Source organism: Pectobacterium sp. F1-1, assembly GCF_025643735.1.
Taxonomy (GTDB): Bacteria; Pseudomonadota; Gammaproteobacteria; order Enterobacterales; family Enterobacteriaceae; genus Pectobacterium; species Pectobacterium colocasium.
The window spans coordinates 1,701,661-1,721,609 of the sequence record NZ_CP104733.1; the positions used below are offsets into that span (position 1 = coordinate 1,701,661).

Here is a 19,949-nt window from a genome sequence, read left to right on the forward strand (position 1 = left end):
TCATTCGCTGTTACGGCGCTACCCGAATCCAGTCTATTTGTACCCGTATCGGGATGAACGGGACGTTGGTTTTCAGCTAAATGTTCAGGCGCTTGAAAGCAGAAGGCGTGACGCCGAACTGCTTTTGGAAGGCGGCACTAAAGTGGCTGGCGTTGGCATAGCCCAGATCGGTGGCGACCACCATGACGGGCGCGCCCGTGACAAAAAGCCGACGCCGCGCTTCGTGCATACGTTCGGCCTGAAATAACCCATAGATGCTGTTATTGAAGAGCTGGCGAAATCCGCGTTTCAGCTTTAGTACGCTTAATCCGGTTTCTCTGGAGAGCATGGCGATAGTAGGAGCCTGTGACAAATCCGCCAGCAGCAGATCTTTGGCACGCAGCAGCTTTTGGCGATCGGCCAGGCTGAGCGTGTCCTGCGGGGGAACCGCGTCGGCATGTCCGGCGACGGCGAGACTCACCAGAATCATGCTTTGTCCCAGCAACCACAGCGGCGCATGGCGGTTTTCACCGGCCTGCTGCGGGTGCGTCAGGCTGGACAGCGCGTGGCTTAACACCTGCGCGGTTGCCCGCATTTCGGCATTGCAGTCGCAGCGGGTACAGAGCCGGCCGGAATCCAACTGCTGTTGCAGGTTACCGGTGAGATCCGGCACCCAGTTAGCCAGTAGCTCAGGGCTCAGCGACACCGTGACGCTTTCAAACTGCCCGGAGTAGGATGACGTACCCTGACAGTCTGGGGTATAGCTAATACAACCCGATCCTTGCTTCAGCACGTGTTCCCGTCCACGATCGCCTTTCAGTGCAAATTGCGAATCTCCTTGCAACGAACAGGAAAAATTGATGCGTCCCCAGTCGTCATGCAAATGCATGGTAGTGGGCTGCCGGAACTGTCCGCGCCACACCAGAATATCCAGCCCTTCCTGAAGCGTAGCGCGCAGCAGGCTACAGTCCGCACCGGTATCCGGCCGCATGACGTGCAGTTCAGCGATCAAATTCGAAATGGTGACTTCAGGCTCGCTGGTGGCTTTCAGTGGGGAGGCATTCAATGGACAGACTCCTGAAGAGACGGGTTGCGAACATCGAACGATCCGGTAATTGGACGATCATCGCACCGAAGTTGATGACGGTAACCCGTACCGATTCGGGTAGAAATCGGCTCGAATCGGGTAGATACACAATTGAGAATAGTTATTATTCCTGACTTTATTGCCGCCGTCGAGTTGATTTGCTTGCGTTACGGGTAAGCGACTGTGCGGGAAGGAGAAAAGAGAACAACTATGCCACATTCCGCTGTTGAGGGCGGTTCATCCGCTTCCACGCCGCCTTCTACGCCACATAACCGAGCCTGGCACATTATGCACCCCGTAAGAGGGCAAATTCGTCTGGCGATGTGCCTGTCGGGGCTGTCGGTTCTGGCTGGCATCGCATTTCTGCTTTTTCTGGCGTGGAGTATCCAACAGTTGCTCGTGCAACCCGCGTCATGGCCGCTGTTGACGATGGTCGGAGCGTTGCTGTGCCTGTGCGCCAGCTATCTGCTGCGTCTGCTGGCGTTTAATCAGTCTCACTACGCCGCGTTTCGGCTGGAAAATCAGATTCGCAGCGCGCTGGCGGAACAGCTGGCGCGGATCCCGCTGGGCGAGGTGCAGCGTCTGGGCACCGGTTCGCTGGCGAAGATCGTTCAGGATGATGTCAAAGCGCTTCACTTGTTTGTAGCGGACAGCACGCCGCTCTATGCCCGCGCCTTTGTGGCACCGCTGTGCACGGGAGCGTTACTGTTCTGGCTGGACTGGCGTTTGGCACTGGCCGCCTTGCTCGTGCTGGTCATCGGTGCCGTGGTGCTGAGGCTGGCGATGCGCAATGCCGGTGAGATGAACCAGCGCTATAACCACGCGCGGGAAGAAGTCAGTACCGCCGTGATCGAATTTGTGCAGGCGATGCCGGTGGTGCGCACCTTCGATACCGGCGCGTCAACGTTTGGGCGCTACCAGCAGGCGCTGGAAAATTATCTGGACGTGCTTACGCGCTGGTATCAGCAGGCGGGGTTCTCGGCACGTTTCTCCTTCGCGGTGCTTAACCCGCTTCCCACGCTGCTGGTGCTGTGCTGGGTGGCGTACGGTTTCTATTGCGCCGGCGAGCTGGACTTCAGCCTGTGGGTCGCGGTGCTGCTGCTCGGTAATGGCATGGCAGAAGCGGTTATGCCGATGATGGCGCTGAACCATATGGTAGCGAAAACCCGATTGAGTATCAGCCGGATTCAGGACGTGCTGGCGCTATCGCCGCTGCCGGAAACGGAAAGCGATGCTTTGCCTGCCGATACCAGCGTGAGCTTTGAACAGGTGAGTTTCCGCTACGACCAGCACGCGAGTGACTGGGTACTGGAGGACGTTAGTTTTCAGGTGCCAGCCGGATCGGTTACGGCGCTGGTAGGGGCATCTGGCGCAGGGAAAACCTCCGTGGCACGGCTCATTCCCCGCTTTTGGGATGTGACGGCCGGACGCATTTTGATTGGCGGCGTTGATATCCGGCAGATGAAAACCGACACGCTCATGCAGCAGGTGTCGTTTGTTTTTCAGGAATCCTTACTGTTTGCGGACACCATCGCTAATAACATCCGGCTCGGCTTGCCGGAAAAAAGCATGGAAGAGGTGATTGCCGCCGCGACGGCGGCACAGGCGCACGATTTTATCATGGCGTTGCCGCAGGGTTACGACACGCTGGCGGGTGAGCGCGGCCAGTTCCTGTCCGGCGGACAGCGCCAGCGTATCGCCATCGCGCGGGCGCTGTTGCACAACCGGCCGATTCTGGTGCTGGACGAACCGACGGCGTTTGCCGACCCGGAAAACGAGGCAGCGCTGTTGGCGGCGCTTGGCATCCTGATGCGGGGTAAAACGGTCATCATGGTGGCGCACCGTCTGTCGACGATCCGCGATGCTGACCAGATCGTGGTCTTCGACCGTGGACGGCTGAGCGAGTCTGGCCGTCATGACGTACTGCTAGCGGCGCAAGGTCGCTATAGCGAACTGTGGCGACACTATGAGCAGGCGCAGAACTGGGCGCTAGGCAACGCACCGTGCAGCACATCGTCGAGCAACGGGCAGTCAGGAGATCGCGCGTGATGAACAAAAACCATACCGTCATAACGACGCAGTTATCCGCATGGTGGCACACGTATCGTCAATTGGAGCGGGTGACGGGTTCACAATCTCGGCTGTTCCGTCGGTGTTGCTTAAGCCTGCTGGCAGCGGCTGTTGCGCAGGGGTTAGCGCTGGCGTGCCTGTTTCCGCTGCTGTCGGCGTTCACCCACGCGGCGGCTTCCCGCGAGATAGCGATGTGGCTGGTACTGATGACATTTCTTAGCCTGTTGACGCTGGCGCTGCGCTGGTATGGCCAAGGGTTTGAATATCGCGGGCAGCTTGCGGCGGCAACCCATGAACTGCGTATGCGTCTGGGAGAACAGCTGCGGAGTATGCCGCTAACCACGCTTCAGTCCGCGCGAGCGGGGGATATCAACGCGCTGCTGCTGGGCAGCGTGGATGAGAACCTGAACTATATGTTGGCGATAATAAACCAACTGCTGTTGGCTATCGTGACGCCCGTTGTGATAGCGCTCGTCATGCTGACGGTGGAGTGGCGATTGGGCGTGAGTCTGTTGCTGATCTTTCCCGCCATCGCGCTGCTGTATCGCTGGCGGCGACCGGCATTTGCGCGCACGATGCAGGCTCTGGCGGAGGCGAATCAGCAAACCAGCGCCGATATTGTGGAATATGTGCAGGGGCTCGCCGTCCTGAGAACCAGCTGTCAGCAGGCTGAACGTACATCGGCGCTGCGCCAGTGTTTTCAGCATCTGCAGCAGATACAAACGTCAGCTCACCGCAGCGGTGCCAAACCCGGTGCGGTGGTTGCCAGCGTCGTGGAGTTAGGTCTTCAGGGCGTACTGATTCTGGGTATCAGCGGCGTTGTGGTGGGCGCGTGGGATATAGCCATCGTCGCCGCGATGATGGTGATTGTGGTTCGCTTCTCTGAACCGCTGGCGACGTTTGTCAGCTATACGGCCGTGCTGGAATTGATTAATACGGCGCTGCGCCGCATTGACGATCTGCTGGCGATTGAACCGCTTCCCGTGCATCGACCTGTCGACGTGCCGCTGACGTATGCGGTTACGTTCGAGCAGGTGAGTTTTCGCTATGCCAATGAGGCTGAGGCGGTGCTCGATAGAGTGGACATCGCGCTGCCGGAGAAGGGGATGACGGCGTTGGTTGGGCCGTCGGGCTCGGGGAAAACGACGATAACGCGACTGCTCATGCGCCATGCGGATCCGCAACACGGACGCGTGTGTATCGGGGGCGTGGATATTCGCCACATTCCAACGCGTGAAGTAAATCGGCTGATTTCCGTGGTGTTTCAGGATGTCTACCTGTTTGATGATTCAGTGCTGGCAAACATTCGGATGGCGCGTCCGGATGCCAGCGACGCAGAGGTCGAGCGGGCTGCCGAGGCTGCCCAGTGTCTGGATTTTATTCAGCGGCTGCCGCAGGGATGGCAAACACGGCTGGGCGATATTGGCGGCAGATTATCCGGCGGCGAACGGCAGCGTATTTCGATTGCGCGAGCCTTATTGAAGGACGCGCCGATTGTGATTCTGGACGAACCGACGGCGGCGTTGGATACCGAAAGCGAGCTCGCTGTACAGCGGGCGATTGACCGGCTGGTTCAGGACAAGACGGTTATTGTCATTGCCCATCGGCTATCGACAATTGTGGGCGCACATCGAATTCTGGTTGTCGAGAATGGGGGGATTTCCCTGCAGGGAACGCACAGCGAATTATTGCATGCTGAAGGCCGTTATCGCGCGCTGTGGAACGCGCAGCAGTCTATCTCACTAAATTGAAATAGACTGGATGATTATAACGGTTCAGGTTTGATGAGCTGTAATTCTACGCCGAGTCTTATTGCGTGTTTGGCATTCAGCACGCCCAGTTTTTTTACCACATTGCCAATATGGAATTTCACGGTGCTGATTTTGATATCCAGAATCAGCGCAATTTCCGGGTAGGTTTTGCCCATGCTGGCCCAGTACAGAATTTCGTTTTCGCGCTGGGAGAAAATCTCTTTGTCGCCTTGTTTTCTGCTCTGATGACTTTGCGTCATCTCTTTGTAAAGCGTGGTGATTTTCTCATGAATGGTAATGAGCAGCATTTGCAGTTTGTCTTTGTTTTCCTCAACAATACTTTCTATATCCGTTGGCGAGTGCTCTTCAAACATAATCGATAGCGCCGCCAGATTATTATTGTTGTCATGCAAGACAAAGGTGTAGCCATTAACAATATCGTACTCTTTTGACAGATTAAAAATCTTGGAGAACTTCAGCTTAGAGTTAATAACGATGTTGTCTTCCCAGGAGAAAGGCGAGACTTTATTTATCGCCGTCAAAATAACTGGGTCGATATGCTGGTAGTTATTCTCTTTATAGGTACTCACCCATTCCTGCGGGTAATTTGAGATGATCACAACCTGAGAGGGGTTCTTCTTGTTCATGATCATGTAAGCGTATTTCAGGTCGCCATATTGCTTTAACTTTCGGCCGAGATAGCTTTTTATCGTGTTATTGATGATTTCATTATCAGAGCAAAATACAGACATGTAACGGCCTCAATAAAAAGCGAGAAAGTACCCATGATATAGGTGGTGTCATAAAAGTATAGTGCTGACCTATACCTAAGTCTAACTACTGTTACTCCATGATATCACTTATAATTTTTTCATGAACAGGGCAATTTATAAAAAAATTTAAGAAAGTAAATTTTAAAAAAAATTGTTACAAATTGATTTGCCAACCCAGGGAATTACCCATAATTTTGCTCCTGTTCTGTCTACTGAATTTAGGGTGTGTGGCATCAAACCACACGCCCTAAAAACAGCTCTCCCGTCATGCGGAGCTGGTTAGTAAATAATCCGTTTTCGCTTATCAACCTTCGTTGTCTCTTGCTGTTCCTCGTCGCGCTTATGTTGCCTTTCCCTGCGCTTTTGCTTACTGCGATGTTGCCCGATGTAAAGAGGCGGCGATAGCGATTTATCGCATGGTGCTGGCTTCTGATATTGGTTCGCTGCTCTGTGAATCAGGCCCGAAAGAGAATGTCGATAAACTTTTCGCCGAACCTGAAGCTGGACGCCGCGCCCATCACCGCGAATGGATGGCATGATATAGCGTGATAACACGCAGCCTAAGCGACGCAGCATTGAATGGCAGTCACCATGCGTACTTTTAATGCTGAACTGTACCGTATCGTTTTGGTTTTTCTGCTTGTGGTGTCAAGAGCGGCGCGAGGTTTTCTTCTCAGGCAACATTTCTGTCACGATTTGGGATAAGGTGTTGGCAAATTCTGCCGATATTAATGGTTCAGGGAAGGTTATCTGCATCTTAAGGATACTAGCCGACTGTTATACTGAAGAGGGCGGATATCTGCCTACTGCTCCGATGAGTGCCATCGTTGGATGATGAGGTTGACACACTTAAAAATATTTTACGTTTGACGCTGGATAAGATTGAAGAACACGACTATCACGTACAGTGGAGCGGTCGGATGTTGGTTCCTGTTTGCTCACATCTCGAATGTTGCCTTGTTACGGTATACCTATAATGACTCGAACTGAGGAAAGCATGGATAATTTTCAAAAAGAAATCGATGAGAGAACAAACCTCACCTCCGCTAATAAATTTGAACTCTTATTATTCCAACTGGGCAAATCACCAGAAGGTGACAAATCTGAGCTGTTTGGCATCAACGTATTTAAACTGCGTGAAATCGTACCGATGCCGACCTTGACCAAAGCGGCTGGCATGACATCGCCGATGCTGGGTATGGTTAACATTCGTGGGCAAATCATTCCTGTTATCGATCTTCCTGCCGTGGTAGGCAGCAAGCCGGAAACCGGGCTGAACATTCTTCTTATCACCGAGTACGCACGTAGCACGCAGGCGTTTGCTGTGGAATCGGTAGACGATATCGTTCGTCTGGAATGGAGCCAGGTTTTGGCTGCCGAAGCAGGCATCAGTAACACCTACATCACAAGTATTGCGCGTCTTGATACCGACAAGGACAGTAATCGTCTGGCATTGGTGCTGGATGTTGAACAGATTCTGTTTGATATCATTCCCGGTGATCGTGAAACCAAGCTCAAGAACGCAGAAGAGAAAACCTACCCTTACACGCCGGGCGCGATTGCGATTGTGGCGGAAGACTCCAAAGTCGCTCGTTCTCTGCTTGAACAGGGACTTACCCAGATGGGCATTCCGTTTAGCATGCACATCACCGGACAGGAAGCCTGGAACAAGATACGGCAAATTGCGCAAGAAGCGCAGTCGGAAGGCCGACCTATTTCGGACAAAATTTCACTTGTCCTGACCGACCTGGAAATGCCGGAAATGGACGGCTTTACGCTGACCAGAAATATCAAACGTGAAGAATTCCTGAAGAATATCCCGGTGGTGATTCACTCTTCTCTGTCCGGCAGTGCGAACGAAGATCACGTGCGCAATGTGGGGGCGGATGCCTATGTGGCGAAATTCGAGATCAACGAACTGTCATCGGCGATTCAGACCGTGCTGAATAAAGTGCGTCGTTAATCGTTCTGGTGGCCACCGCATTCGGCCTCTGTCTCCTCCTTTACGGGAGAAGACAGAGGCCGATTTTTTATACTACCCAGTTCTTTTCTATACATCATCAATCCCATGCGTCTTTCACACCGACAGCAGCGGATTCGTCCTGGTTACGGTTGATATCCCAACGAATGCACATGTGTCTTCATCCGGACGAGAATGCGCTGTGCTTGATAACTAGATAATGAGTAGTACATATGTACTATTTTTTGTAAAAGAAGAGTCAGAAGGGCAGCAATAATGGGGAGTAAACGGTTTTCCCGCGAGAAAACCGTATGGTTTAGCGGAAGGCGTTATACAGCGCTGAAACCGACTGATAAATCAGATCGCGCGGTAGCGTGCACTCGTGTTTTTCCAGCAGCGCGCGGATGAAACCAGCTAAACATGTCATCGCGAAACAGGGCAATCGCACTTCGCATCACGGCGTTTAACATGTCGTCCAGGCTGTTAAAATGGTAAGTAGTCGACCCTAACGGCACGTGGGCTTCCGTGCGACGACACGTTGCTTCCGCCAGTGATGTTACTCACCGCTTGTACCATCGGCGCACTGCTGAGTGGCTGGTATGCCGCGCGGCAGGCGGACATCAATGTCGCGGAAGACGCGCTGGTGGATAATCGCGTGCTGGAAAGAGAAGGGCGCTGAGGGTAAATCGGGATGCCGCCTGCATGATCGGCAGGCGGCAGACGATTAATCCAGATCGGATGCCTGATGGCGCTCGGCGACCTGCTCTGATTCGTCACCCCAGGTGCGATTGACCTTACGACCGCGAATTACCGCTGGACGGGCTGCAATTTCGTCAGCCCAACGGATCACATGCGTGTATTCGTGTGCGGACAGGAACTCTGCGGCAGAGTACAGTGCGTTTTGTACCAGTCCGCCGTACCACGGCCAAACCGCGATATCGGCAATCGTGTAGCTGTCGCCAGCCAGATAGCGGCTTTCTGCCAGTCGGCGGTTGAGTACATCCAACTGGCGTTTAGTTTCCATCGTGAAACGGTTGATCGGGTATTCAAATTTTTCCGGCGCGTAGGCATAGAAATGGCCGAATCCACCGCCAACGTAAGGGGCGGATCCCATCTGCCAGAAGAGCCAGTTCAGCGTTTCCGTGCGCGTAGCGAGATCCTTCGGCAACAGGGCGCCAAATTTTTCGGCCAGATACACCAAAATGGAACCGGACTCAAACACGCGAACCGGTTTGTCGCCGCTTTGGTCGAGCAACGCCGGTATTTTGGAGTTCGGATTGACGTCAACAAACCCGCTCGAAAACTGATCGCCATCGCCTATCTTAATCAGCCACGCATCGTACTCGGCACCCGAGTGACCCAGCGCCAGCAGTTCTTCCAGCATGATCGTGACTTTCACACCGTTCGGCGTCGCCAGCGAATAAAGTTGAAGCGGATGTTTGCCAACGGGCAGCGCTTTTTCGTGCGTCGGACCGGCTATCGGACGGTTAATATTGGCGAAGGCGCCACCGGAAGAGGCGGGCTGCCAGACTTTGGGCGGTACATAGGTTGGGGACGTAGCCATTGAAAAATTCCTTATGCATGAAAGAGAGCGAGTTAAGGTAACACCATAACAAACTCATGCCGCTCGCTGATACCGTTATGTTCTATGTCTACTACCTATTGATATAACACGAGATCCGCACATGGCTGAGGGGGATGCTCGCTGTGCGGATCGTCGCAGGGTTTAATAACCCACGGTAAAGCGTTGACGGGAATGTGCCGGATTTTCGATTTCATCAACCAGTGCGACAGCGTAGTCCTCAAAGGAAATGCTGCTGCCCTTGTCATTACTGAGCAGCGTGTCTTTGCCGAGACGGAACGTGCCTGTGCGCTGGCCTGGAACAAATTCTGCGGACGGCGAGAGGAAGGACCAGTCAAGATCTTTCTCTTGCTTGAGCAAGTCGAGGAAGGCAGCACCACGGGAGGCTTCAGGGCGGTAAGCATCAGGGAAGCCCGGCTGATCGATTAAACGCTGACCCGGAGCAATTTCCAGACTCCCCGCGCCGCCGACGACCAGATAGCGTTTTACGCCTGCGGTTTTCACGGCAGCAATCAGAATGGCTGGATCGGATGAACCAAATTTAACCGCGCTGATCACCGCATCATGTCCTTTGAATAAGGCGACTAACGCGTCCTTGTCCAGTGCGTCTCCTTGTTTAGCCGTGACGTTCGGCAGTGAGGCAATTTTTTCTGGATGGCGTGCGATGGCGGTGACCGTATGCCCACGGTCCGATAACTCTTTAAGAATGCGTGAACCGGCATCACCTGAAGCGCCAATGAGTGCGATATGTGACATGTAGACTCCTTATTTTCTTGTTTTGGGACTAAGTAACAAAAATAGACTATAGAGAATCTGGATGGTACATTGCCGACTTTTCTCCGACAAGAAGTCACCGGCATGCAACCAGGTCACACTGAAATGACTTATGACACACCCCTCACTGACACGGCTAACCCAAAAAGGTCGTCGGCGGAAAGCCTCGACGATGCCGCGTTTGACCATCCTTGTCCAATCCGTGATGTGCTGGATCGCATCGGCGATCGGTGGAGTCTGTTAATTCTGGAGGCGCTGGCGCAAAAGACGCTGCGTTTTAATGAATTGCATCGCCATATCGACGATATTTCGCGCCAAATGCTGTCGCGCACGCTGAAACGACTCGACGCTGATGGGTTCATACATCGGACGATCTATGCGGAAGTTCCCCCGCGCGTGGAATACACGCTGACGCCACTCGGGCACTCTTTTTTGCAGCCCATGCAGCTGTTAATTCAGTGGGCCGATCGGAACCATGCCGAAATTTGTCGCTCTCGCCGCCAGGCCAGACAACGCGATGCCTGAACGAGCATTTGACGCTTAATCCATTGGTCTCTCCAATCTAATGCAAGAACCGGGATGTTGAACTACCGGACGGCTCGCATTACGAATTTATGCTGTAACGCCTCCGCAGGTTACCCAGCAAAGAGGCGCTTGTTCTACCGGTTTACGTCGGCTGTCGCCTCATTAAGCAACGTGAGGTAGCGTGACCCCGAAATGTTCCTGCCGGTGACGACGCAGACGGTTTTGCGCCCGCGAATCTCTTTCGCGTAGCGAATGGCTCCCGCGACGGCAGGCACCCCAGAAGGTTCGACAACATGTCGGTGAAGTTCGAGCATTAACAGCATCGCGGCTTTGATTTCTGCTTCTGATACCGTGAGCACGCGATCGACACGGTCACGAACCAGCGGCCAGGTCATCGTACTGGGTTCTATATAGCCGCTAACGCCCTCGGCGATAGATGGCGCTAGTTCGACGGGAAGCGTGTCACGTGCCTCTTTCCAGCGGGAAAATGTCGGACTGGCTTCACTTTGTATACCCCATACTTCGATAACGGGATTGATTGCTTTGGCTGCTGTTGCAATTCCTGAGGCGAGACCGCCACCACCGATATTCACCAGGATTACCTCCGCATCCATCCAGTCTTCCATGATTTCAAGACCGACTGTGCCACCGCCTGCAATCATATGTGGGTTATCGTAGGCCGAAACGAAGGTGGCACCAGACTGTTGTGCCGTTACTATTGCCGCCTGCCTGGCTTCTTCGATGTCATCAAAGAACATAATACGCGCACCACAGCCTTTCATAGCTGCGACCTTCATCGGGTCTGCCGTGCGTGGCAAAAAGATGGTTACGGGGATGCCCGCGACTTGTCCTGCATAGGCGAGCCCTAACCCGTGGTTTCCTGCCGTTGGGGCGATGACGCCAACGCGGCGCTGTTCTGCATCCAGATTGGCAAGAACATTTGCCGCTCCCCGCAGTTTGAAGCTACCGGTCTGTTGGAGGTTTTCCATTTTGAGCCGAATTTCTGCACCGACACGAGCGGATAATTCCTGCGCGTGGTCTAGCGGCGTTCTGCGTATCGTTGTTTTAATCTGCTGAGATGCGGCGTAAATATCTTTCAGCGTTATAGCGTCGGTTGCCCTTTGGTGTTCGCTTGTCATAGTATTTCCCTATCAACTGTATATGTGAATGACTATATAGGTATTTGGCTATATGAACAAGCATGCAGCGACAGCGGCCGATTTACTACGAGCGCTCGGCAACGAGCAGCGGCTCATTATTCTGGAATGGTTGGCCGATCCTCGGGCACATTTCCCAGAACAGCAGGATGGTGATTTAGTTAAGGATGGGGTGTGCGTAGGGTTTATCACTGAGAAAATTGGCTTGAGTCAGCCGACCGTCACCGGCCATCTTCAATATCTATCGAAATCCGGAATTGTCACATCGAAACGCATCAAGAACTGGGTGTTCTATAAACTTGTCCCTGAGCGTTTAGAGGAGGCAACTGCCGTATTGTCTGAGCTTGCAAAGGTCGCGTCGCGTCAACATAAGGCATCAGAATAGGTCGTTAGCCGTCATCACTTTCCCTGAGACTTAGCTGAGCGAACCCGCGTAGCCCAGTTTGGCAGATGGGTGATGGCAAGGACGACAAGCACGATACCGCCAGACCCGCGCGTAGCGGATATGCAACCGGTTTCTTATTTCTGTTCATGCCCTCTTTTTTCCTCTAGAATTTCTGCCATTCGGGCCGCGCTGAATCAAATCAACATTATGCAGACCCACAACATTAAAGACTCATCATCGATAAATCATCAGCATTGGTAAAGGATAAGTGCCATGAGCGAAAGATTTCCGCACGGCTTTATGTGGGGCGGCGCCACCGCAGCGAATCAGGTTGAAGGGGCCTACAATATCGACGGCAAAGGTCTATCGATTGTGGATGCCATTCCCGGCGGTAAAGCGCGTCTACGCATCGTGGCTTCCGACGCGTTTGACTTCACGCTGGATGAACAGCGCTACACCTATCCTAACCATAAAGGTATCGATCACTATCATCGTTTCCGTGAGGACATTGCGCTGTTTGCCGAGATGGGCTTCAAATGCTATCGCTTCTCGATTGCCTGGACGCGCATCTACCCGAATGGCATTGAGCAACAGCCCAACGAAGCGGGGCTGAGCCACTATGAGCAGGTGATTGATACTTGCATCGCCTACGGCATTGAACCCGTAATTACGATCTCTCACTATGAAATGCCGCTGCATCTGGCCACCGCTTTTGGCGGCTGGAAAAACCGTGAGTTAATCGGCCACTTCGAGCGCTTTGCCCGCACGGTGCTGGAGCGCTTCGGTCACAAAGTGAAATACTGGATGACCTTTAACGAGATCAACAGTGCTGTTCATTTCCCGATCATGAGTCAGGGGCTGACGGTACAAACCGGTGCGCTGGATCCACAGGCTAAATTTCAGGCGTGGCATAACCAGTTTGTTGCCAGCAGCCTGGCGGTGAAGATTGCCCATGAGACGAACCCGCAGATCCAGATTGGCTGCATGATTCTGTTTGCCACGAATTACGCCTATGACTGTAATCCCGTCAATCAACTGGCGACACTCAAAGAGACTCAGGCCTTTAATTTCTACTGTGCGGATGTGCAGGCCGGCGGGAAATATCCCTACTATGCGAAAAGCCTGTGGCAGTCGCTGGGCGTCACGCTGGATATTCAGCCGGGCGATCTGGAACTGATTAAACAGCACACCGTCGATTACATCGGCTTTAGTTACTACATGTCTTCCACCATCTATGAAACTGACCCTGAGGCGACGGCGGCGCACGGCAACCTGCTGGGCGGGGCGCGCAATCCGTTCCTGGAAGCCAGCGAGTGGGGCTGGGAAATTGATCCGGTGGGGTTGCGCATTGCGCTCAACCAGCTGTATGACCGCTACGAAAAGCCGCTGTTTATCGTAGAAAACGGGTTGGGTGCGGTGGATAAGCCGGATAACAATCACTACATCGCCGATGACTATCGCATTAACTATTTACGCCAGCACATCGAAGCAATGGCCGACGCGATTGCCGACGGCGTCGAACTGATGGGATATACCCCGTGGGGCTGTATCGATCTGGTCAGCATGTCTACCGGTGAGATGAGCAAACGCTACGGCTTTATCTATGTCGATCTGGATGACACGATCGCCGGCAGCGGCAACCGTTATAAGAAAAAATCGTTCCACTGGTATCAGAAAGTGATTGCGACTAACGGTAGCGATATCAGCTAAATGGCTATTTCCCGATGCTGAGGGTATGGGCATCGGGAATGTTTTTGTGTGCTTCATCTATATTTCCCTATCAAAACGACCAAACTGGCCTCAAGCACAGTTTGCATAAGGGCCGCCAGAGTGAGAAGGATAGGTACTACACATAGCTAAATTTTAATAAGATCGATTAGAATTTTCCTAAAAAAATGGATAAAATACCAGCATTCTGCCGTTGAATACCTTCGTCATACCCCACGCTGGGTATGCAGTGATGATTTTATGGGACATACGGAATTCGTGCTATGAATGATAATGATGACTCACTATTTAAAAATAATAGTCTTTCTCTTCAACAAAAATTAGAACGTGCTCGTACTGAGCTTCTTGATTTATCTGCGCGTAATAAACTACTAAACATCCCTCGTTCTAAAACAGCAAAGCTATTAGAAATAGTTGATGAACGATCTGCTGATATATATCGTTTACTGGTTAAAGAAGGAAAAGTATTTACTTTCCTACCCGGGCGGGCTGGAAGAAAGGGAGAGTTAATTGATGATGAAGATATTGAAACGGATTCGGATGACGCTCTTGTAGGTGAGCAGCTTTTTGCTTTTGATGAAGATGTTGATAAAAATGTCAGCCGTGCTGAGCATCAGGATACAAAACTGCAAACACGATTAACTCCACAAGGTCTGCAGAAGCGATTATTAGATCTTTATCATGATTCTAAAACATTAGAAGAAGAGCAGGGCGTAAATATATTGTACCTAACGCTCGGAACCTTAAAATGGATTGATCCTAATAACAAAGAAAATATCAGATATGCTCCTTTAATTTTAATACCTGTATCTCTTGAACGTGGAACTGCTGGCGATAGATTTAAACTGCAGGTAAGACAGGAGGAGATTATTGAAAATCTTTCGCTAGAGGCATATCTCCAGCGTACGCATGAGATTTTATTACCCAAATTCAATACAGATGAAGAATTGCATCTTTCCAGTTATATCGATGAGGTTGCTCAGGCTGTACAGATAAAACCTGATTGGGGCGTTCAAGAAAACGATATTACGTTGGGATTCTTTTCCTTTGCTAAGTTCCTTATGTATCGGGATTTAGATCCAGAAAACTGGCCTGAGAATGACAATATAACAGATCAACCACTTATTCAGTCACTCATGGTCGATGGTTTTAATGAAAAGGATGAAATGCTTTCAGACGATGCATCGATAGATCCCTTCATTTCTCCGAAAGATATGCTTCACATCATGGATAGTGACACTTCTCAAACTCTTGCTATCCACGATGTTCGTAGAGGGAAAAATCTCATCATTCAGGGGCCGCCCGGAACCGGTAAATCTCAGACGATTGCGAACGTAATTGCTTCTGCAGTGGCTGATGGCAAAACAGTATTGTTCGTAGCAGAAAAAATGGCTGCGCTTGAAGTGGTGAAACGCCGTCTTGATTATTCGGGAGTGGGCGATGCATGTTTAGAGTTGCATAGTAATAAGGCGAACAAAAGGGTCTTCCTGGAAGAATTAAAGAGGGTCTGGGAGCTAGGATCACCAAGAGGTGAATTTCCAGACACATTGGTTGAAAACTTAACGGATGCAAGGGATAAACTGAACGAGCATCCTGCAAGGTTACACAAAATATATCATCCTTCCACTTTGTCTCCCTATCAGGTAATGGGGCACCTTGTCCGGTTACGTCAGTTAGGACAAGCTCCGACCGATTTTAGTCTCGAAAATTTTGAACATTGGAATGACGACGATCTTAAGAAACGTCTTGATCTCGTGAAAGAGATTGTTGATCGCATCCAAGATATTGGTTTGCCTAATCAGCATCCATGGAATGGTGTTGGTCTTGAGCAGATCTTACCTATGGATGTAGAGAAACTACTTCCACGTCTGCAAGAAATTGAAGGGGATATTGCACGCATTGCAAATGATGTAGCAAGTCTGTCTGCTGAACTTGCAGTGACCCCTGTTCCGGAAACATTCTCCTCAGTCGAGAAATTAGTTGAAGTTGCTGAATGCATCAATAAAGGGCCAGATTTATCACCGAAAGCGCTTACTTCAGCAGTTTGGCATGATAGCGTACCTGCAATTAAACGCCTTATTGTGTTGGGCAAGCAGTATCAGCAAATCCGCTTAGACCTTGAAAAAGATATAACAGCTGAAGAGATTGAGACTCCAGTTGTCGAGTTGGAAGATGCACTGACAAGGCTTCCCCAGGATTTTCAGGTTAACGGCTTTTCAGTCGCTAGTTCTCTGGTAAAACCCTTAGCTAAGCTACGCCTTGATGCAGCCCGTCTACATGAAGAATTAGGTACTCAGGAAGGATATTACACAGTTCAAGAAATAGAACGTCTCATCGCACTGGGCGAAAGAATTGCAGCAGCTCCTAATGCCAGTCCCGATGCTTTTATTGCGTCAGTCTGGGATCACGGTGTTGAGAAAGCAGATGAACTGGTTGAGTCGATAGCTTCCTTCAGAGCCGTTAGTGAAGTTATTAGCCCTAAAATCAATGAAGCTGCTTGGAGTACAGATGTTCTGGAGGCTAGAAATCTTCTGGCGAGTCATACTGGTATTTTCCGCTATCTCAATGGAAACTGGAGAAAAGCGAAGGCACTGGTTGGCTCTTTACTGCGTGATCGCTCCTTGCCTATTGACCAACAGGTGTTATTGCTGGATGAACTCATTAAAGCGCAAGGAGAGAGGAAAAAAATCCAGGAAGGCAATGATTTTGGTCATTCAGCTTTCGGTAGCGATTGGCGTGGTGAAAAAAGTGACAGTTCTCCTTTAATGGCATTAGTTGAATGGATGAGAACGCTTCGTGACGTAGGGCCTGAAGCTCGGTTGTTAGCTAGTCGACTCGTTGACCGCGAGGATGTCAAACTCCGGACGCAACAATTGAACCAGTTACTCCAGCAGGTTCGGTCCCAATTGGATGTTCTCTGGAGTTCATTTGGGTTATCACCTGAGGAACACTTTACCAACCAGATATCTATAAACCGTGTTTCATTAGCTTTCATTGAACAAAAAATCCAACACCTTACAGAGGTGGATGAACAGTGCGCTCGTGTGATGGTGAAACCACCTGCTCGTATAGATGAGCGTTGCCAGTTAGTCACTCGGATGATTGATCTGCAGAAACTTATTATTGAACTGCGTGCGGAAACTCCGATTGCTGAAAGTGCTTTTGACGAACAGTGGAAAGAGTTGTCATCTGATTGGGATTACCTTGGTCTGGCTTGTTCTTGGTTAGAGCAGAATAGTGCACTACGCTTTGTGGCAGCAAAACTGACGAACAGAGCTGAAACTGCCCAGATTGCACAAGAAACTCACCAGTTCAGCCAAAAAATAGTTAATGAACTGGAACAAATTGCGAAGGAGTTAAAAGGAACGGTTAAAACCCTTTTCGGATCATCATCGGATGAGTTGAAAATATCAGTTGCGTGGGAGAAGCTTCAAATATGGATTGCGAATTCAGAGCAACTCTCTAAATGGGTTGCGTATCAGCATCGTGTCGCTCAGGCCCGGAAATATGGATTATCTGAGGTAGTAGAAAAACTCGCCTGTGGGGGGCTTTCGCTAAATTCTTCGATTTCCGCCGTAGAGCGTACCTATTTTGAGTCGTTACTTAAGGTTATGGCTCTTGAAGAACCCGATTTGGTTCGTTTTGATGGTGAGCTTCACTCTCGTCAGGTTACAGTATTCGCAGAGCTTGACCTTAAACGAATCAAAGCTGCCAGCCTTGAGGTTGTGCGTGCTCACCATAGGCAAATACCATCCAAGAGTGGTGGTGTTGGCCCTGTAGGTGTTTTGCGCTCAGAAATGGTGAAAAAGAGGGGGCATTTGCCGATTCGTCAGTTAATGCTAAAGGCTGGCGTGGCGATTCAGGCTTTAAAACCAGTAATGATGATGAGTCCTTTATCCGTTGCCCAATTCCTTATCCCTGGCAGACAGAAATTCGATCTTCTGGTTATGGACGAAGCAAGTCAGATACAGCCAGTTGATGCAATTGGCGCAATTGCTCGCTGCAAACAGGTCGTAGTCGTTGGGGATGAACGCCAGCTTCCACCAACACGATTCTTCGCTAAAATGACAGAATCTGCCGCTAATGACGATGATGATGAGGTCTCTCAGGTCGCTGATATAGAGAGTGTGCTGGGCTTATTTGTTGCCAGAGGGTTACCTCAACGTATGTTGAGATGGCACTATCGTAGTCGTCATCAATCATTGATTGCTGTATCCAACAGTCAGTTCTATGAAAATAAGCTATTTATTGTACCGAGTCCGTATACTCAGGAAGCGGGTATGGGTTTGCAATTCCACCATATTCCAGATGGTGTATTCGAATCAGGCGGAAAGGGAACCAATACTGTAGAAGCTAAAGCTGTCGCTAAAGCAATCATGGAACATGCTCGCAAATATCCTGAACAGTCGCTTGGTGTTGCAACATTTTCTGTTTCCCAACGCAAGGCTATTCAGGATGAACTTGAGCTATTACGTCGCTTGAACCCCGATCTGGAAGAGTTCTTTAATGCCCATCCGAGTGAGCCTTTCTTTGTTAAAAACCTTGAGAACGTGCAGGGAGATGAGCGTGATGTGATTATGATATCCGTTGGCTATGCCAGAAATGCACAAGGATACATGGCGATGCGTTTTGGTCCTCTGGGGTCTGAGGGAGGGGAACGAAGGTTGAATGTGTTAATCAGTCGAGCCAAACGGCGATGCGAGGTTTTCGCCTCAATCACAGATGAAGATATTGATTTGGAACGAGCAAAGGGTAAGGGCGTATTTGCTTTTAAACTCTTCCTGCAATATGCACGTACTGGGCGTATATCTTTAGCTCAGCGTTCAGAAAAAGAAATGGATAGTATATTTGAAGAGCAGGTTGCTAATGCGCTGCAGAAAGCTGGCTATCAAGTCCATCCTCAGGTCGGTATCGCTGGATTCTTTATAGATTTAGCTATCGCCGATCCAGATATGCCGGGGAGATACATGATCGGTATTGAATGCGATGGTCGTGCTTATCACTCATCACGCTCTGCTCGTGAACGTGATCGCTTGCGTCAGGCTGTACTTGAAGATCATGGCTGGATTATCCACCGTATATGGAGTACCGATTGGTTCCATCGCCCAGAGGAACAACTGGAACGTACACTTCAAGCTATAGAGTCGGCAAAAAAAGAGCTGTCAGACCGAAATGAACAATTACGGCAGAGGGCACGTGCAGTACCTGTTGAGATTGTTACTGTTGATAGAGGGCCTATAGTTGAGATTGGCCTTGTTGATTCGGATATTCGAAATGAATCTGAAATTGCCTACCTGGAGGCAACTCCTGTGGCTAATATGAGTTATGAACTGCATGAAACTCCTTTAGGTATTCTCAGCGAAATGGTGGAACAGATTGTTGAAGTTGAATCTCCAATTCATCTAAGTGAAGTTATTACTAGGTTACGAACAGCTTGGGGATTGCAACGCGCAGGAGCTAGGATTGAGGCTGTTGTGAACAGGGCTGTTAATTTAGTCTGCAACAAAGGTAACATTCTTCAGGATGGACAATTTTTAGTACATCAGAAGTCAAAGATTATCTTACGAAACCGACAGCATGTTCAGTCATCGGGATTGCGTAAATCTGAAATGTTACCCCCTCAGGAAATAGCCGTAGGAATCGTTCAGGTAGTCAAAAATAACCTTGGTGCAACAGACGATGAGATAATTATGTCTCTCTCTAGGTCTCTTGGATTTAAAGCAACCAGTGGAACCCTACGCAAGGTCATTTCAGAGGTTATTGAACAGCTTCTGTTTAAAGGCGCTATCCTTAGAGAAGATACTCTGCTCGTTGAGAATAAAGAGGCAGTCACAGAGTAATTCAGGCCTCTCACGAACCCCATGCTTTGAATGGGGTTCGTGAACCACTCAGGGTTACTAATAAATTACAGACCGTGTAAATCGTGGACTTTAAAGGGGTTATCCGAAGGTTTAAGGTTGCGTTTTTCCCCGTCATTAAGAGGCATAGGGTGGTTGCACCATAATTGAACTCAAATGACCCCAGATAAGACGTGACTAACTGAATAGTGTATTTAGTCCTGAAATCAGGCCATCATTCCCCCGAGACTAGAAATTTATCGTCCAGACTTAACCCAAAGACGTAGTCTGCGCAGGCATTGTGCTTTACACTGCGCGCTGCAAAAACTGAGTAGATAAAC

At 50.4% G+C, this 19,949-nt stretch carries 14 protein-coding genes; 9 read left to right on the plus strand and 5 right to left on the minus strand.

Translation table 11 applies throughout. The features are described from left to right. Positions 1-76: 76 nt before the first annotated feature. Positions 77-1,045, minus strand: coding sequence for a helix-turn-helix transcriptional regulator (locus NAL19_RS07410; RefSeq protein ID WP_225087557.1), 969 nt, complete (start codon positions 1,043-1,045; stop codon positions 77-79). Positions 1,046-1,276: 231 nt separating this feature from the next. Between NAL19_RS07410 and NAL19_RS07415 the strand changes: the two genes are divergently transcribed. Together NAL19_RS07415 and NAL19_RS07420 are read left to right on the plus strand one after the other, a co-directional pair. Then, a complete protein-coding gene (locus NAL19_RS07415) occupies positions 1,277-3,115 on the plus strand; it encodes an ABC transporter ATP-binding protein (protein WP_317630310.1) in 1,839 nt (612 codons plus the stop codon). Then, positions 3,115-4,887, plus strand: coding sequence for an ABC transporter ATP-binding protein (locus NAL19_RS07420; protein ID WP_263059280.1), 1,773 nt, complete (start codon positions 3,115-3,117; stop codon positions 4,885-4,887). The genes NAL19_RS07415 and NAL19_RS07420 overlap by 1 nt, the downstream gene beginning before the upstream one ends. Before the next feature lie 14 nt (positions 4,888-4,901). Here the strand turns inward: NAL19_RS07420 and NAL19_RS07425 are convergent, their stop codons facing one another. Further along, on the minus strand, positions 4,902-5,639 hold the full coding sequence (locus tag NAL19_RS07425; protein WP_263059281.1) for a helix-turn-helix transcriptional regulator: 738 nt from the start codon (positions 5,637-5,639) through the stop codon (positions 4,902-4,904). Positions 5,640-5,974: 335 nt separating this feature from the next. Here NAL19_RS07425 and NAL19_RS07430 point away from each other — a divergent pair, with 335 nt between their 5' ends. The 3 genes from NAL19_RS07430 to NAL19_RS07440 all read left to right on the plus strand — a co-directional run bounded on the left by NAL19_RS07430 (position 5,975) and on the right by NAL19_RS07440 (position 8,299). Continuing rightward, positions 5,975-6,199, plus strand: a complete 225-nt coding sequence (locus NAL19_RS07430; protein ID WP_263059282.1) for a hypothetical protein — start codon at positions 5,975-5,977, stop codon at positions 6,197-6,199. A gap of 458 nt (positions 6,200-6,657) precedes the next feature. Then, positions 6,658-7,623, plus strand: a complete 966-nt coding sequence (locus NAL19_RS07435; RefSeq protein ID WP_225087560.1) for a chemotaxis protein — start codon at positions 6,658-6,660, stop codon at positions 7,621-7,623. 547 nt (positions 7,624-8,170) lie between these two features. Further along, the gene (locus NAL19_RS07440; protein ID WP_263059283.1) at positions 8,171-8,299 is read left to right on the plus strand and encodes a hypothetical protein; all 129 of its coding nucleotides are present in this window, start codon (positions 8,171-8,173) and stop codon (positions 8,297-8,299) included. Between the two features lie 45 nt (positions 8,300-8,344). On the opposite strand, the gene yghU is transcribed toward NAL19_RS07440, so the two are convergent. Continuing rightward, on the minus strand, positions 8,345-9,184 hold the full coding sequence (yghU, locus tag NAL19_RS07445; RefSeq protein WP_225087561.1) for a glutathione-dependent disulfide-bond oxidoreductase: 840 nt from the start codon (positions 9,182-9,184) through the stop codon (positions 8,345-8,347). A 162-nt stretch (positions 9,185-9,346) separates the two neighbouring features. Beyond that, positions 9,347-9,958, minus strand: a complete 612-nt coding sequence (locus tag NAL19_RS07450; RefSeq protein ID WP_263059284.1) for an NAD(P)-dependent oxidoreductase — start codon at positions 9,956-9,958, stop codon at positions 9,347-9,349. A 102-nt stretch (positions 9,959-10,060) separates the two neighbouring features. Between NAL19_RS07450 and NAL19_RS07455 the strand changes: the two genes are divergently transcribed. Beyond that, positions 10,061-10,501 carry a winged helix-turn-helix transcriptional regulator gene (locus NAL19_RS07455; protein ID WP_225087563.1) on the plus strand — a complete coding sequence of 147 codons (441 nt, stop codon included), beginning with the start codon at positions 10,061-10,063 and terminating at the stop codon, positions 10,499-10,501. Positions 10,502-10,635: 134 nt separating this feature from the next. Here the strand turns inward: NAL19_RS07455 and NAL19_RS07460 are convergent, their stop codons facing one another. Continuing rightward, complete coding sequence (locus NAL19_RS07460; RefSeq protein WP_225087564.1) at positions 10,636-11,640, minus strand: threonine/serine dehydratase; 1,005 nt, start codon at positions 11,638-11,640, stop codon at positions 10,636-10,638. A 52-nt stretch (positions 11,641-11,692) separates the two neighbouring features. Between NAL19_RS07460 and NAL19_RS07465 the strand changes: the two genes are divergently transcribed. From NAL19_RS07465 to NAL19_RS07475, 3 genes are all read left to right on the plus strand, one after another. Next, positions 11,693-12,043, plus strand: a complete 351-nt coding sequence (locus tag NAL19_RS07465) for an ArsR/SmtB family transcription factor (RefSeq protein WP_263059285.1) — start codon at positions 11,693-11,695, stop codon at positions 12,041-12,043. A 273-nt stretch (positions 12,044-12,316) separates the two neighbouring features. Then, complete coding sequence (locus NAL19_RS07470; protein WP_263059286.1) at positions 12,317-13,753, plus strand: glycoside hydrolase family 1 protein; 1,437 nt, start codon at positions 12,317-12,319, stop codon at positions 13,751-13,753. Between the two features lie 281 nt (positions 13,754-14,034). Then, the gene (locus NAL19_RS07475; protein WP_263059287.1) at positions 14,035-19,611 is read left to right on the plus strand and encodes a DUF3320 domain-containing protein; all 5,577 of its coding nucleotides are present in this window, start codon (positions 14,035-14,037) and stop codon (positions 19,609-19,611) included. Positions 19,612-19,949: the final 338 nt, after the last annotated feature.

Coding starts and splice junctions, on each gene's coding strand:
- NAL19_RS07415 (WP_317630310.1), top strand. CDS start 1,277: ATGCCACATTCCGCTGTTGAGGGCGGTTCATCCGCTTCCACGCCGCCT.
- NAL19_RS07420 (WP_263059280.1), top strand. CDS start 3,115: ATGAACAAAAACCATACCGTCATAACGACGCAGTTATCCGCATGGTGG.
- NAL19_RS07425 (WP_263059281.1), bottom strand. CDS start 5,639: ATGTCTGTATTTTGCTCTGATAATGAAATCATCAATAACACGATAAAA.
- NAL19_RS07435 (WP_225087560.1), top strand. CDS start 6,658: ATGGATAATTTTCAAAAAGAAATCGATGAGAGAACAAACCTCACCTCC.
- yghU (WP_225087561.1), bottom strand. CDS start 9,184: ATGGCTACGTCCCCAACCTATGTACCGCCCAAAGTCTGGCAGCCCGCC.
- NAL19_RS07450 (WP_263059284.1), bottom strand. CDS start 9,958: ATGTCACATATCGCACTCATTGGCGCTTCAGGTGATGCCGGTTCACGC.
- NAL19_RS07455 (WP_225087563.1), top strand. CDS start 10,061: ATGCAACCAGGTCACACTGAAATGACTTATGACACACCCCTCACTGAC.
- NAL19_RS07460 (WP_225087564.1), bottom strand. CDS start 11,640: ATGACAAGCGAACACCAAAGGGCAACCGACGCTATAACGCTGAAAGAT.
- NAL19_RS07465 (WP_263059285.1), top strand. CDS start 11,693: ATGAACAAGCATGCAGCGACAGCGGCCGATTTACTACGAGCGCTCGGC.
- NAL19_RS07470 (WP_263059286.1), top strand. CDS start 12,317: ATGAGCGAAAGATTTCCGCACGGCTTTATGTGGGGCGGCGCCACCGCA.
- NAL19_RS07475 (WP_263059287.1), top strand. CDS start 14,035: ATGAATGATAATGATGACTCACTATTTAAAAATAATAGTCTTTCTCTT.